Annotated in this window: 9 protein-coding genes and 1 pseudogene; 5 read left to right on the forward strand and 5 right to left on the reverse strand. The window is 65.3% G+C overall.

The window, feature by feature from the left end:
• Nucleotides 1-20 precede the first annotated feature (20 nt).
• Nucleotides 21-1,361, reverse strand: coding sequence for an alkaline phosphatase family protein (locus OLX23_RS01135; protein WP_264442338.1), 1,341 nt, complete (start codon nucleotides 1,359-1,361; stop codon nucleotides 21-23).
• Complete coding sequence (locus OLX23_RS01140; RefSeq protein ID WP_264442339.1) at nucleotides 1,361-3,673, reverse strand: TonB-dependent receptor; 2,313 nt, start codon at nucleotides 3,671-3,673, stop codon at nucleotides 1,361-1,363. The genes OLX23_RS01135 and OLX23_RS01140 overlap by 1 nt, the downstream gene beginning before the upstream one ends.
• A gap of 249 nt (nucleotides 3,674-3,922) precedes the next feature.
• Between OLX23_RS01140 and clpP the strand changes: the two genes are divergently transcribed.
• Both clpP and clpX read left to right on the forward strand, forming a co-directional pair.
• The gene (gene clpP / locus OLX23_RS01145; protein WP_264442340.1) at nucleotides 3,923-4,603 is read left to right on the forward strand and encodes an ATP-dependent Clp endopeptidase proteolytic subunit ClpP; all 681 of its coding nucleotides are present in this window, start codon (nucleotides 3,923-3,925) and stop codon (nucleotides 4,601-4,603) included.
• A 152-nt stretch (nucleotides 4,604-4,755) separates the two neighbouring features.
• The gene (gene clpX, locus OLX23_RS01150; protein ID WP_264442341.1) at nucleotides 4,756-6,012 is read left to right on the forward strand and encodes an ATP-dependent Clp protease ATP-binding subunit ClpX; all 1,257 of its coding nucleotides are present in this window, start codon (nucleotides 4,756-4,758) and stop codon (nucleotides 6,010-6,012) included.
• A 150-nt stretch (nucleotides 6,013-6,162) separates the two neighbouring features.
• On the opposite strand, the pseudogene OLX23_RS01160 reads toward clpX, so the two are convergent.
• Nucleotides 6,163-6,562, reverse strand: a pseudogene (locus OLX23_RS01160) (endonuclease domain-containing protein).
• A gap of 44 nt (nucleotides 6,563-6,606) precedes the next feature.
• Between OLX23_RS01160 and OLX23_RS01165 the strand changes: the two are divergent.
• On the forward strand, nucleotides 6,607-7,467 hold the full coding sequence (locus OLX23_RS01165) for a VOC family protein (protein ID WP_264442344.1): 861 nt from the start codon (nucleotides 6,607-6,609) through the stop codon (nucleotides 7,465-7,467).
• A 7-nt stretch (nucleotides 7,468-7,474) separates the two neighbouring features.
• On the opposite strand, the gene OLX23_RS01170 is transcribed toward OLX23_RS01165, so the two are convergent.
• A complete protein-coding gene (locus OLX23_RS01170) occupies nucleotides 7,475-8,443 on the reverse strand; it encodes a cation diffusion facilitator family transporter (protein ID WP_264442345.1) in 969 nt (322 codons plus the stop codon).
• A 298-nt stretch (nucleotides 8,444-8,741) separates the two neighbouring features.
• On the opposite strand from OLX23_RS01170, the gene OLX23_RS01175 reads away from it, so the two are divergent.
• On the forward strand, nucleotides 8,742-12,110 hold the full coding sequence (locus OLX23_RS01175; RefSeq protein ID WP_264442347.1) for a TonB-dependent receptor: 3,369 nt from the start codon (nucleotides 8,742-8,744) through the stop codon (nucleotides 12,108-12,110).
• Between the two features lie 154 nt (nucleotides 12,111-12,264).
• Entirely contained in the window at nucleotides 12,265-13,446 is a 1,182-nt protein-coding gene (locus OLX23_RS01180) for a PPC domain-containing protein (protein ID WP_264442349.1), read from the forward strand.
• A 107-nt stretch (nucleotides 13,447-13,553) separates the two neighbouring features.
• On the opposite strand, the gene mtgA is transcribed toward OLX23_RS01180, so the two are convergent.
• Nucleotides 13,554-14,279: a monofunctional biosynthetic peptidoglycan transglycosylase gene (gene mtgA, locus OLX23_RS01185; protein WP_264442351.1), complete on the reverse strand. Its 726-nt coding sequence runs from the start codon at nucleotides 14,277-14,279 to the stop codon at nucleotides 13,554-13,556.
• Nucleotides 14,280-14,347 lie beyond the last annotated feature (68 nt).

Raw genomic sequence — 14,347 nt, forward strand, 5'->3', positions numbered from 1 at the left:
CGGGAAAAGGTGGGCGGTTCCTACTTTCCCCGCAGCTTCAACGCCGGCACTTCCGCGCCGTCCAGCCTTACTCCCAGCACCTCGGCCAAGGTCGGGGCGATCGCGCGCATGTCGATCTCGCCGAGTGAGCGGCCCGCGGGCACACCCTTGCCCATGATCAGGAAGGTCGAGCGCAGGGTCTTCGCCTGCGGGAAATAGCCGTGGGTCCCGTGGTACTTGGGTGTGGCGCGCAAGGGCGCCGCGGTGCCGGCGAAGCCTGCGAGCGTCGCATCGGGCATCATGTTGACGTAGAACGTGGCTTCGGGATTGCCGCCCATTCGCGCGATCTCGTCCTTGCCGATCACCGCCGCGATGCCGTTGGCGGGGTCGGCCTTGAGGTCGGCGAGCAGCTTGGCGACCTTGGCCTGCAGCGCTGCGTCGTCAGGCCGGGCGAGCACCACCGCGGCCGAGCCGCCAGCGATCCACGGAACGGCGTCCCAGCTCTTGATCGCGCCCTTGTCGTCGAGCGTGATCAGGCCGGCATCGATGAAGGGGCGATAGAGACTGGTCTCGCGGCCGATCGTCTCGAAACCGTGGTCGCTGGCGACCGCGATCACCGCATCGGGATGGGCGGCGAGCTCGGCCGTGATGACCTTGCCGATCACCGCGTCGATCCGTTCGAGCACGGCGTGGGCCGAGGGCGTGCCCGGGCCCTGGGCGTGCTGCTCGTGATCGAGCGCGGTGTAGTAGACGCTGAGGAATTCGGGCTTATGCGCCGCGATCAGCCGCTCGGCGAAGCGTCCGCGCTTCTCGTCGCCGTCGATGCTTTCGTCGATGCCGGGGGCATAGGCCTCGCCGGTCGCGCGTTCGAGTTCGGGCACTAGGCCCGGGGTCGAGAGTGCGGCGACGAGCTTGGCGTCGTCGGCATGGCCGGTCCGCCAGATCTGCGGCAGGTTCCAGGTCATGCCGGCCGCGCCGACGCTGACCGGCCAGTGGATCGAGCCGACGGTCTTGCCCGCTGCGCCGGCGGCCGACCACAGGGTCGGGACCTTGATGTCGCTGGCATACCAGTACCAGCCGCCCTGGTTGATCTGCTTGGGATCGAAGGTGTTGTTGCTGACGATCCCGTGCCGGGCCGGGCTGGCGCCCGTCACCAGGGTGGTGTGGCTGGGATAGGTCACGGTGGGGAGGACGCCTATGACCCCCGTTGCATAGGCGCCCTCCGTGACGAACCTTCTGAGGTTGGGAATCTGGAGACCGCGCTGCTCCGCCTCGATCACGTCGCCGGGGCGCAGCCCGTCGATCGAGATCAGCAGGACCGGTTCGGCCAGAGCCGGCGTCGCCGCCAGCAGGCCGGCGGCGAGGAGCAGCGCGGCGCGCATCAGAACTTCACCTTGACCGTGCCGAACACCTGCTGCGGCGCGGCCACCAGCAGGGTCTGGTTGTCGCCGATGTTACCGTAGCCGTTCGAACCGATCGTGCCGACGTAGCGCTTGTCGAACAGGTTCGAGGCGTTGAGCTGGACCTCGATGTTCTCGTTCAGGCGATAGCCGAGCGTAGCGTCGACGATCGCGCGGCCCGGCACGTAGCCGAGCCCGTCACCGGCCAGGCGCAGGTCGTTGGTATAGGTGAAGAAGCGCTTGGACATGTAGTTGACCGCGACGCGCGCGAAGAGGCCGCCGTCGTCGTAGTTCACCTCGCCGCGCGCCATGTGCTTGGGCGTGTCGACCACGGTGCTGCCCTGGATCGCCGCAACGAGCGTGCCGGCCCGGTCGAACACGTCGTCGCGATAGGTCGCGTCGGTATAGGTGTACGAAGCATAGATGCCGAGCGTGTCGGTGAGCTTGAGGTCACCCGCAGCCTCGATGCCGATCGAGCGGACCGAACCGACGTTCTGCAGTACCGAGGGATTGCCCTGGATGCCCGGACCGCTCGAAACGGCGAGGAGACGGTTCTTGAAGTCGACGTAGTAGGCGCCGAGCACGCCGTTGAAGCGCGAGGTCTTGTAGCGGAAGCCGAGTTCGTAGGTGTTCGAGCTCTCGGGCTTGATCGTGTCCTTGATCGCGTCGAAGCCGGCCTGGGTCGTGCCCCAGATCGAGCCGTTGACCGAGGGGAACGCGCGCGTCGCCTGGGCGAAGCCGGCGAAGACCTCGGCATGGTCGTCGATCGAGTAGACCGCGCCGACGCTCGGCTGGAACCAGTCCTCGGTCTTGAAGCGGCCTTCGGGGAACACGCCCTTGACGATCGCGTCGGCTTCGTTGGTGACCTTGTAGCCCTTCCAGCCGAGGTCGATCTTCAGCCGGTCGAGTTCGATCGTGTCCTGGACGAAGTACTGGACGGTCTCGGTGGTGAAATCGAAGTCCCACTGCGTCGCGAAGGGGTTCTTCGGATAGTCCTGGAACGAGAAGCCCGGATCGGTGCGGCTGGCCAGCGCATAGAAACGACGCGCCTGGTTGAAGTCGTTGTGTTCGTACCAGCCGCCGAGCTTGATCGAATTGAAGCCCAGCTTGAAATCGGCCGAGCCGAAGACGCCGTAGCGCTGGATGTCGTATTCGGTGGTGCGAACCGAAATCGGCGCGCCGGTCGGGCTCTGCGTATAGGGCGTGCCCCAGAGGCCCATGCCCGTGTTGCGGTGGTAATAGCCCTTGATCGCGACGTTCGCGTCCTCGCCGATCGGCGTCTTGTAGCCGAGCGAGGCGAGGGTGTCCTTACGCAGGCCGGCGGCGTCGTAATAGGCGTCGTCGAGCGAGGTGATCTTGCCCGGGAAGGTCGTGCCCGCCGCCGGATTGGTGGGCGCGAAGCCGGTGATGTCCGACTTGCCGTCCTTGTTCGCGTCGATGTTGTTGGCGATGTCGGCCAGTTGGACCGCGAGTGCGTAATTGTCCGAGACGTTGTCGAAATCGTAGCCGAGCCGCGCGAGCATATCGAGCGACATGTCCTGATAGTCCTGCTCGCGGCGGTCCGAATAGGAGAACCAGCCCTCGATCTGGCCGTCGCCGACGGGCATCACACCCTTGGCGTTGACGATGTGCTGCTTCTGGCGGCCATCACCCTTGTACTTGTCGGTCGTGCCGAAGCCGTAGGACACGTAGCCGCGGAAGCCGTCGACGCTGCCCACGTTGATGCGGGCGAAGGCGCGCATGGTCTCGTTGGAGCCGTAGGTCAGGCTGGAATCGACCGCGAAGTGGTCGAGCGGATCCATCGAGAAGTATTCGACCGTGCCGCCGAGGTTGTTGGTCGCCTGGGTGTCGATCGCGCCGGCGCCCTGGGCAACGCGCGTCGAGCTGATGTTCTCCGAGCTGATCGCGCGGCTGACGTGGAGGCCGTTGTAGTTGCCGTAGCTCATGTCGCCGAGCGGCAGGCCGTCGAGATTGAAGCCGAGCTTGTCCTGCGAGAAGCTGCGGATCGTGACGCGGGTCGACCACTCGTAGTTGCCGAAAGGATCCGAGGCCTGGATGTTGACGCTGGGCAGCTTCTCGATCGCGCGGATCGGGCTCGAACCCGGGGTCAGGATCTGGATCTGCTTGGCGTCGACCTGCTGGACCTGGCGAGTCTCGCCCTGGCCGAACACGACGATGTCGCCCGATTCTGCGTCGGCGGTGGCAGCGGCGTCGGCGGTGACTTCGTCGGCGAAAGCGGGCTGGGCAAGGAATGCCGTCGAAGCAAGCAGATAGATGATCGTGGAATGGCGCACGGGAACCCCCTGAATATTGTGCAGTGCAGCGAGCGGGGGTGTAGGAGCGGCCTGTTGCGCTTCGATGGAGCTTTCGTGGCGTTCGAAGGACGGTTTCGTGTCGAACTTATGTCCAAAAGTGAACGCAGTTCGGCCGCCCTTTGGCAAGGCGCTTAACCGCGTCGCGTCGCTCTACCGATCGATCCGTTAACGCCCTTGAACATCGGGCCGTGGCACGCGACATAGGCGAGCCAATAAACGAGGATTTCCATGATCGACCTGTTCGGCCACAATAGCGCCCAAGGAAAATTCAGCACCGACCCCGTGACCGGCGCGCTCGTGCCGATGGTGGTCGAGCAGACGAGCCGCGGTGAGCGCAGCTTCGACATCTTCAGCCGCCTCCTGCGCGAACGCATCGTCTTCGTGACGGGCGAGGTCGAGGACGGCATGGCCTCGCTGATCGTCGCCCAGCTTCTGTTCCTCGAATCGGAGAACCCGTCGAAGGACATCTCGATGTACATCAACTCGCCGGGTGGCGTGGTGACCGCCGGCATGGCGATCCACGACACCATGCAGTACATCAAGCCGCGCGTTTCGACCGTGTGTATCGGCCAGGCGGCCTCGATGGGCTCGTTCCTGCTCGCCGCCGGTGAGCCGGGCATGCGCATCGCGCTGCCGAATGCGCGCATCATGGTGCACCAGCCCTCGGGCGGCGCGCGCGGCATGGCCTCGGACATCGAGATCCAGGCGCGCGAGATCCTGCGCATCCGCAAGCGCCTCAACGCGCTTTATGAGAAGTACACGGGTCGCACTTTAGAAGAGATCGAGAAGGCGATGGATCGCGACACCTTCCTCGAAGCCGAAGAAGCCAGGGCGTTCGGCCTCGTCGACAAGGTGTTCGAGACTCGCCCCGATGGCGCCGAACCCGCCGGGAACGGTACCAAGGACTAATGCGTTCGGGGCTGGACGAAAGGCTTAACCCTGCCGTTTCAGCCCCGCGCAAGCTTTGCCTGCTATAGGGCAGGATTGATTATTCGGCCCACAGGGCTAATCTTGGTGAGTCCGTCCCCTCGTGATTTTGCGGTGGGACTCTGGGATAAAGCATGACCAAACTGAGCGGATCCGACGCAAAGAGCACTCTCTACTGCAGCTTCTGCGGCAAGTCGCAGCACGAAGTGCGCAAGCTTATCGCCGGCCCCACCGTGTTCATCTGCGATGAATGCGTCGAGCTGTGCAACGACATCATCCGTGAGGAAACGAAGGCGGGCATCGCCGGCAAGAAGGACGGCGGCGTCCCCAGCCCGCGCGACATCTTCGAGACGCTCAACGACTATGTGATCGGCCAGGACCGCGCCAAGCGCGTGCTGTCGGTTGCCGTGCACAACCACTACAAGCGCCTCAAGCACAGCGGCAAGGGCGGCGACGTCGAGCTGTCGAAGTCGAACATCCTGCTCGTCGGTCCGACCGGCTCGGGCAAGACCCTGCTCGCGCAGACGCTGGCTAAAACCTTCGACGTGCCCTTCACGATGGCCGACGCCACGACCCTGACCGAAGCCGGTTACGTGGGTGAGGACGTCGAGAACATCATCCTCAAGCTGCTGCAGGCCTCGGACTACAACGTCGAGAAGGCCCAGCACGGCATCGTCTACATCGACGAGATCGACAAGATCAGCCGCAAGGCGGAGAATCCGTCGATCACGCGCGACGTCTCGGGCGAGGGCGTGCAGCAGGCGCTGCTCAAGCTGATGGAAGGCACCACGGCTTCGGTTCCGCCGCAAGGCGGCCGCAAGCACCCGCAGCAGGAATTCCTGCAGGTGGACACGACCAACATCCTGTTCATCTGCGGCGGCGCCTTCGCCGGCCTCGAGAAGATCATCGCCGACCGCCTGCAGAAGCGCTCGATCGGTTTCGGCGCGCACGTCGCCGATCCGGACAAGCGCCGCGTCGGCGAGCTGCTCCAGAAGGCCGAGCCCGAGGATCTGCTGAAGTTCGGCCTGATCCCCGAATTCGTCGGCCGTCTGCCGGTGATCGCGACCCTGCAGGACCTCGACATCGAGGCCCTGGTCAAGATCCTGCGCGAGCCGAAGAACGCGCTGGTCAAGCAGTACCAGAAGCTGTTCGAGCTCGAGGACGTGACCCTGACCTTCACCGACGACGCGCTCGAGGCGATCGCCAACAAGGCGATCGAACGCAAGACCGGCGCGCGCGGCCTGCGCTCGATCGTGGAAGGGCTGCTGCTCGACACGATGTTCGACCTGCCGACCGAACAGGACATTGCCGAAGTCGTGGTCGACAAGGACGTCGTCGCGGGCAGCAAGGAACCGATCCGCGTGCTCAAGGGCAAGGAAGAAGCGGCCTAAACTGCCGCTTTCTTCGACCGATTTCAGGATGCCGTCTGCCTTCGGGCGGGCGGCATTTTGTTTGTGCGCTATTTGCTTTGCATTGGTTCCTCCCCGTTTCGCGAAGCGGAATGGGGAGGGGGACCGCCCGCGCAGCGGTGGTGGAGGGGTTTATCGCGATCGATCGAGGCAAAGCGCAACGATGGCTGAGGCGACTTCTTCAGGGTCGGCCAACACGTCTTTCGCCGGAATCCGAATGAGTTCGATCCCTTGCTTCGCAATCCATTCCGTCCGGCGTTCATCTCGCTCGGGGCGGTCTCCCATGTCGTGGGCGATGCCGTCGATCTCGAAGCCGGTCTTGGCCTGCGCGCAGTAGAAATCGATCATAAGGCCCGACTGGATGTTGCTTGCGCAGCTTTACGCCCTGCGATCGACCCTTGAGTTCGCGCCAGAGCAGACCCTCGGGCAGGGACAGCGCACGGCGCAAACGGCGTGCTGTCGCATAGTCGTGCAGGTTCTTGCGCAGTGCCATTTCCCCCTCCACCATGCTGCGCATGGTCCCCCTCCCCATTGCTGCGCAACGGGGAGGAACAGGTCAATTCAGGGAGAATACGCATGTCCGAGAGCCGTATCCGCGTACCGCGGATCATCCACACGATCCACGCGACCACCGATATCTATGCTTGCCGGCTGCTCTATCAGGACGCGCTGGGCGGGCTGGTCTTCGCCGAGAACTACTTCCCGGCCGAGGACCGCGATTGCGCGCTGCTCTACGTCGCCAACCACATGGTCGAGCCGATGGCGCCGCGTAACCCCGCGGACATGACCAAGCCCTATGCGCGCATGGCCAGCAAGATCGGCCAGGCGTTCCACTCGTTCGAGCTCAAGGTCGAGGACGGCAAGGCCGCGAGCCAGGCCTTCCGCGACGCCGGCGCGACCGTCGCCAGCGACTATGGCGTGTTCTTCTTCGTGAAGCCCGAGTCGACCGGCGGCGTGCTGCTCGAGGTCTGCGAGACCGCCATGCCCAACGATCCCTACGATCGTGTCGGCGGCTGGGGCGCGCAGGTCGGCACGGGTCATGCCAGCGGCGTGCTGCGGCTCGATCACATCGCCTGCGTCACCGCCGAGATCGACAAGGCCGTGCGCTTCTTCACCGAAGCGGTCGACGGCGAGGTTCTTTCGGACGAACGCACCGAACTGCCGCAGCCGGCGCGACGCGTGCTGCTCCAGATCGGTGACACCAGGGTCGCCTTCATCCAGCCCGACGATACGGCGGCGGGGCCGCTCGGCGCCTTCCTCGGCAAGGCGCAGAACGGCATCTATGCGCTCGTCTGGCAGATCGAGGATGCGGCCCGTGCCCGCGCGCATTTCGACAAGCTCAAGCTGCGCCAGACGGGCGAGGGCTGCGTCTCGCCCGGTTTCGCGATCGAGCCCGAGGACTTCCTCGGCGCGCGGCACGAATTCGTGGCCGGCTGACCGGGGGCTAGACCACCGTCTCGCTCTCGAGCGCGCAGCCGGTGTCGGACAGCGTTTCGACCTGAAAGGTCGGGTGGCCGATGCCGAAGTCGTGCTCGAGCCGGTGCGCGAGGTCGTGGAGAAAGCGGTCGCCGGGGAAGCCGCCGGGCATGACGAGGTGCGCGGTGATCGCGTTCTCGGTCGTGCTCATCGGCCAGATGTGCAGGTCGTGCACCGCGGCGACGCCAGGCTGGCTTTCGAGGAACTGGCGGACCTTGGCCTGATCGATGCCTTCGGGCACGGCGAGCAGGCCCATCCGCACGGCCTCGCGCAGCAGGCCCCAGGATCCCCAGGCGATCACCAGGGTGATGACCAGCGAGGTCACCGGATCGATCCAGCCCGCGCCGGTCAGCATGATGCCGATCCCGGCGACGACCACCCCGGCCGAGACGGCGGCGTCGGCCAGCAGGTGGAGGAAGGCCGCGCGCAGGTTCAGATCGGTCTTGCTGCCCGCGGCGAAGAGCAGCGCCGAGGCGCCGTTGATGGCGATGCCGATCGCGGCGACGACGATCATCGTCGTGCCTTCGATCGGCGCGGGATCGCTGAAGCGCCGCAAGGTCTCCACCAGGATCGCGCCGAGCGCGACCCACAGCAGCGCGGCATTGGCGATCGCGGCGAGGATCGAAGAGCTCTTGAGGCCATAGGTGAACCGCTCGGACGGCGGCCGCGCCGAGAGCACGCTCGCGCCCCAGGCGAGCAGCAGCGAGAGCACGTCGGACAGGTTGTGCCCGGCATCGGCGATCAGCGCCATCGATCCGCTGACCAGGCCCGCGGCCACTTCGGCGACGACGAAGACGAGATTTAACCCGACCGCGATGGCGAAGCTCGCGCCGCCAGGCGTGCCGTGCGCGTGGCCGTGGTGCCCGTGCCCGTGATGCCCATGCCCGTGATGATGGCCATGGCCAGCGTGGTCGTGATGGTGGTGGGCCGCACTCATGGCGGTGTTCTCGCACATGCATCCGGCACCGGCAATCGGAGCGGCGAGCCTGCGCCGACTGTGGCGCTTTTGCCGCAGTGCGAAAGAATCTTCGCGACTGCGACGCTGCGCTGCGGAACAGGCGGTCTTACCTTCTAGCTTGTCAGCAAATTGTCACATATCGCGTGTCTAGGGCGGCTACAGACCTGTGAACGCAATCTTAATGCGTGCGGGAAACGCGCCGGGAGGGGTGCTCTAGGTCCAAATTTGTTGCCGAACCCGGGCGAGGGACGGCACCACGACAGGGGACAATTTCGCTATGCATTTCAGACATTTCCTTGCCGCGACTGCGGCCAGCCTGACGCTTGCCGTAGCGCTCGCGACGCCGGTTGCGGCGCAGGAAACGACGTCGTCGATTCGCGGTACCGTGATGAGCGAAGGTTCGCCGGTCAGCGGTGCGACGGTCGAGATCGTCAACACTGCCACGGGCGCGCGTTCGGCCGCCACCTCGACCGCTTCGGGCGGCTTCGACGTTTCGGGTCTGCGTGCAGGTGATCGCTACACCGTTTCGGTGAAGGCACCGGGCTACGTGGCCTCGCAGGTGACCGACGTCGTCACCGTCGTCGCGCAGGCCTTCGAGCTGCCGATCGAACTGACGGCTGAAGGCGCCGGTTCGAACGACATGATCGTCGTCACCGCCTCGCGCATCCAGGGTGCGAAGTCGATCTCGCAGGGTCCGACGACCGTGCTGACCGCAGAGCAGATCCAGAGCGTCGCCTCGATCAACCGCGACATCCGCGACCTTTCGCGCCGCGATCCCTTCGCCCGCCTCGACGATACCCCCACAGGTGGCCGCGCGATCTCGTTCGCCGGTCAGAACCCGCGCTACAACCGCTTCTCGGTCGACGGCGTGGCGATCACCGACAGCTTCGGTCTCAACACCGACGGCCTTCCGAGCCGCCGTTCGCCGGTGCCGTTCGACGCGATCGGCCAGTTCCAGGCCAAGGTCGCGCCGTACGATGTGCGCGAAGGCAACTTCCAGGGCGGTTCGATCAACATCGTTCTGCGTTCGGGTACCAACGATTTCCAGGGCACCGGCTTCTTCGCCTATTCGGCCGACGAGCTTAACGGCAAGAGCACCAAGGCTGGTCCGGGCGTCCCCACCGGCAAGGTCACGCTGCCCGACTATACCTACAAGAACTTCGGTGCCCAGATTTCGGGTCCGATCATCAAGGACAAGCTGTTCTTCATGATCGCCGGCGAGCGTCTGCGCGCCAGCCAGCCGATCCCAGAAGGTCCGATCGACAACAACGCCGGTACCGCGATCCCCACGGTGACCCAGGCTCTGGTCGATCAGATCAGCGCGATTGCCAAGTCGCGCTACGGCTATGACACCGGCGGCGTGATCAACACCAACGGCGACAAGGACGATCGTCTCGTCGCCAAGCTGGACTGGAACATCTCCGACACCCAGCGCGCGGCGGTGACCTACACCTATGCCAAGGACTCGATCATCCTCGGCCAGAACAATTTCGCCACGCCGACCTACGGCCTGGGTCTGGCTTCGAACTCGTACATCCAGGGCAACAAGCTGCACACCGGCGTCGTCCAGCTGAACTCGGACTGGTCGGATAACTTCTCGACCGAAGTCCGCGGGTTCTACAAGGATTACACGCGTATCCAGGATCCGACCCTGGGCCGTGGTTTCGCCCAGTTCCAGGTCTGCACCGCGCCGACCTCGGACCGCACCACCGCTGGTGCCGCGGCGACCGCGAGCATCAACTGCGCCGCTAACTTCGCCAATATCAGCTTCGGTCCCGACGTCTCGCGCCAGACCAACGCGCTGCGCGTCAAGTCGTACGGCGGCCTGCTGCAGGGCCGCCTCAAGGCAGGCGACCACGACCTGAAGGCCTTCTTCGAATTCCAGGACGTGAAGACCTTCAACGCCTTCCTGCAGCGTTCGGCGGGCGACTACTACTTCGACTCGATCGCGGACTTCCAGGCCGGCACTGCCCAGCGTTTCCGTTACGGCAACGCGATCCCGACGCTGGACCCCAACGACGCCGCGGCTTCGTTCCGCTATCAGGGCTACACCGTTGGTATCCAGGACAACTGGCGTGTCAGCGACCTGCTGACGGTCAACGCCGGCGCCCGACTGGACTTCTACGGTGGCTCCAGCCACGCCGCGCTGAACCAGACGTTCCTGACCCGCTACGGCTTCGCGAACAACGAGTTCATCAACGGCATGAGCGTGTTCCAGCCGCGCTTCGGCTTCACCTGGAAGCCGCTGAGCGAAGTCACGATCCGCGGCGGCGCAGGCGTATTCGCCGGCGGTACGCCTGACGTCTACGTCTCGAACAGCTTCTCGAACACCGGTGTCCTGACCAACGCGATCGACGTGCAGCAGGCCAACAACGGAACCTATTCGGGCAGCGGCGCGAACGCCACCACCGGTGCGGCGATCCTGACCAACGTCAACGGCACGACGATCCCGACGGCAGCGAATGGCCTGCTGACCAACGCTTCGGTCAGCGCCAATTCGCCGACCAATGCGCTCGCGAAGGACTTCAAGCTGCCCTCGCAGTGGCGTCTGACGATGTCGGCGGACTGGGAGCCCGAACAGCTCGGCTTCCTCGGCCGTGGTTGGAGCTTCGGTGCCGACATCCTCTACTCGAAGGTCCGTCAGCAGGTGTACTTCACCGATGCGCGCGTCGTGGCCAACGGCCTGACCACGCCTGACGGTCGCCCGCGCTACAACGCGATCACGGCGTTCACCGACACCAACTCGGACATCATCCTGACCAATTCGAGCAAGGGCCGCAGCATCGTCGGCATCCTGCGCGCTCGCAAGAACTGGGAGTTCGGTCTCGATGCCGGGGTGAGCTACACCTATCAGGACATCAAGGACGCCAACCCGGCGACTTCGTCGACCGCGGGCTCGAACTACGCGGCGGGTGTGTCGCTCGATCCGAACGGTCCGGCCTACGGCATCTCGAACGACGAAGTGCGCAATGCCTTCAAGTTCGACGTGAACTTCAATCACGCGTTCTTCGGTGACTACAAGACGACGCTGGGCATCTTCGGCGAAAGCCGCAGCGGCCACACCTACAGCTACACGTTCCGCGATCTCGGCACGCGTTCGACGGTGTTCGGTACGATCGGCTCGGGTACCCGCTACCTGCTCTACGTACCGACCGGCATCAACGATCCGAAGGTCTCGTTCGCCAACGCCACCGACGCGACGCTGTTCGACCAGTTCATCGACGCCAGCGGCCTGGGCAAGTATCGCGGCACGATCGCGCCGCGTAACGCCTTCCGGTCGAACTGGGTGACGAAGGTCGACCTCCACTTCGCGCAGGAACTGCCCACGGGCATCGGCAAGGCGCGGTTCACGCTGTTCGCCGACATCGAGAACTTCACGAACCTGCTCAACAAGAACTGGGGCCAGATCCGCGAATATCCGTTCGCCTACACGATCTCGCCGGTGCAGGTGCAGTGCCTGACCACGCCGGTCGCGACCGGTACGGCGCCGGGTGCTGCGGTGGCGAGCACCTCGAGCGCGCCCTGCGCCCAGTATCGCTATACCGCGAACCAGACCTCCAACGGTCAGTTCACGGCGCCGACCGACACGATCTATGCGCGTCAGTCGCTCTACACGATCCGCGTGGGTGCCCGCATCAGCTTCTAAGCTGCGCGCAAACCAAGAAAAAACGGGGGAGGGGACGCAAGTCCTCTCCCTCTTTTTTTGGACCTTTTTCCCATAGGCGCGTCACGGCGCTTGTGCTTTATCTTCCGCCAAAACGGGCCGCACCCACCATCCTGTTTCGGGAGAGCTTCCTGCCATGAATTCCATCCGCCTCACGCGCGGCGCGCTGTTCCTCGCCGCCGCCGCTCTCGCACCGCTGGCGCAGGCGCAGGCCGCCCCTTGCGGCACGACCGGCGCGAAGCCGCTGACCGTGGGGACGGTCGCCCGGGTCGAGCCGGGGCCAGCGCGCAATTTCACGCTCGAGCTCGGCGTGCGCGAGGGCGTGATCGTCGATATCGCGTCGCTCAAGACCAAGTCCACGGCGAGCGACGACGAAGACGAGCATGATCATGGCGACGGGACAGCGACGCCCGTGGTCCAGACGATCCGCCTCTGCGATGCCAAGGGCAACGTGCTCGCGCCGCAGCCGGGCGAGGTCTTCGCCAAGGGCGGCAGCCTGAGCGAGACCGAGGACGGCCAGCGCCTGCGTTTCTACGCTTCGGCCGCCGGCACCTATCTGGTCTCGGTCACGGCGAGCAGCGATGCGCGCGAGATCCTCGTGCGCCGCCGCGATGGTGGCACGATCGCGCAGCCGGTGGTCTCGGCCTCGCTCGGCCGTGCGCAGAAGGGCATCACCTCGTCGGGGACGCCGATGGTCTTCTCGTTCGACGGCACGGCCGGTCAGTGGGTCGAGCTCAAGTCGACCTCGGAGAAGGACACACTGCTGCGGCTTGCCGCGCCCGACCGCGAGGGCAACTATGCCGTGGTCGCCGAGAACGACGACAGCGACGGGCTGAACCCGGTGATCCGCCGCAGGCTGCCGACCACCGGCACCTATTACGTCCAGGTCGATTCGCTGTCCGACGAACCGGGCGAGTTCGAGCTCTCGCTAGAGCCGACCAGTGCCCCCAAGCCGCCGCCGCCGCCGATCGCCCTGCGCGCAGGCGCGCCGGTTTCGGGCAAGCTCGCCGATGGTGATGCCGTTGCGGTCTATGCACTGTCGGTCGCAGCCGGGAAGAGCTATCGGCTCGAACTGACCGCCGAATACGACGGCGTTGTTGCCATCGGCGTGCCCAACCCCGTCGAGCCCGAGGACGGCGGCAGCGGTGCCGATGCCGGCTTCACCGAGATCAAGTCGCAGGACAGCGGCACCACCGGCACCGAAAAGCTCAACTTCACCGCGCGCGGCAACGGCCAGGTGCTGGTGCGCGTGAAGAGTTTCGGCATCGGCGAGACCGACGGTTCGTTCACCTTGAAGGCGGTGGACCTGGGCGGCTAGGCGCCGCGCCAGCATCCTTCGACAGGCTCAGGATGAGCGGGCGTTTGGGTACTTCGCAATTCCCAGGACCCGCTCAGGCTGAGCTTGTCGAAGACTTTCGCGCCGGCTCAATCGTAGACGCAGCTGTCGAACGCCGAATTGCGCACCACGCCGCTGCGCCGGGCGATCGTATTGCCGTGGCGGCGGGTGAAGCCCGTGGCGTTGGTTACGGCGCGGCGCTTGGGGCTGGGGAGCGCGGCGGCGATGCGTGCGGCCTCGACCGGTGAGAGCTTGGCGGCCGAATGGCGGTAATAGCGCTGCGCACCGGCCTCGACGCCATAGGTACCGATCCCGGTCTCGGCGACGTTGAGATAGACCTCCATGATCCGCCGCTTGCCCCAGATCGTCTCGATCAGGAAGGTGAACCAGGTCTCGAAGCCCTTGCGCAGGTAGCGCGTCCAGCCGGTGCCCTGCCAGAGGAACACGTTCTTCGCGGTCTGCTGGCTGATCGTCGAGCCGCCGCGGATGCGCCCGCCCTTGGCGTTGCGCTCCATCGCCTGCTCGATCGCGGCGCGGTCGAAGCCGTTGTGCGTGCAGAACTTGCCGTCCTCGCCGGCGATGACGGCGGCAACCATGTCGCGGTCGATCCGGCTCAGCGGCTCCCAGTCCTTCTCGAAGCCGTTGGGATCGAGCAGCATGGTCAGCGTCACCGGCGGCGGGACGAAGCGATAGACGATCGTCAGGCCGACGCTGATGGCCAGGAACCAGACGATCGCCCGGCCGATCCACCAGCCCAGGCGATAGGCGAAACCGCGTTCGGACCGGGACGTGGAGCGCTTGAAGATCGAGACCATATGGCATGTGGTTAGCGGGGAAGGGCCGGGGGATGCAATCGGCTGTTTTCCGTCTGCGGTACCGCCGG

Origin of the sequence: Novosphingobium sp. JCM 18896 (assembly GCF_025938095.1) — a bacterium.
Classification (GTDB): Bacteria; Pseudomonadota; Alphaproteobacteria; order Sphingomonadales; family Sphingomonadaceae; genus Novosphingobium.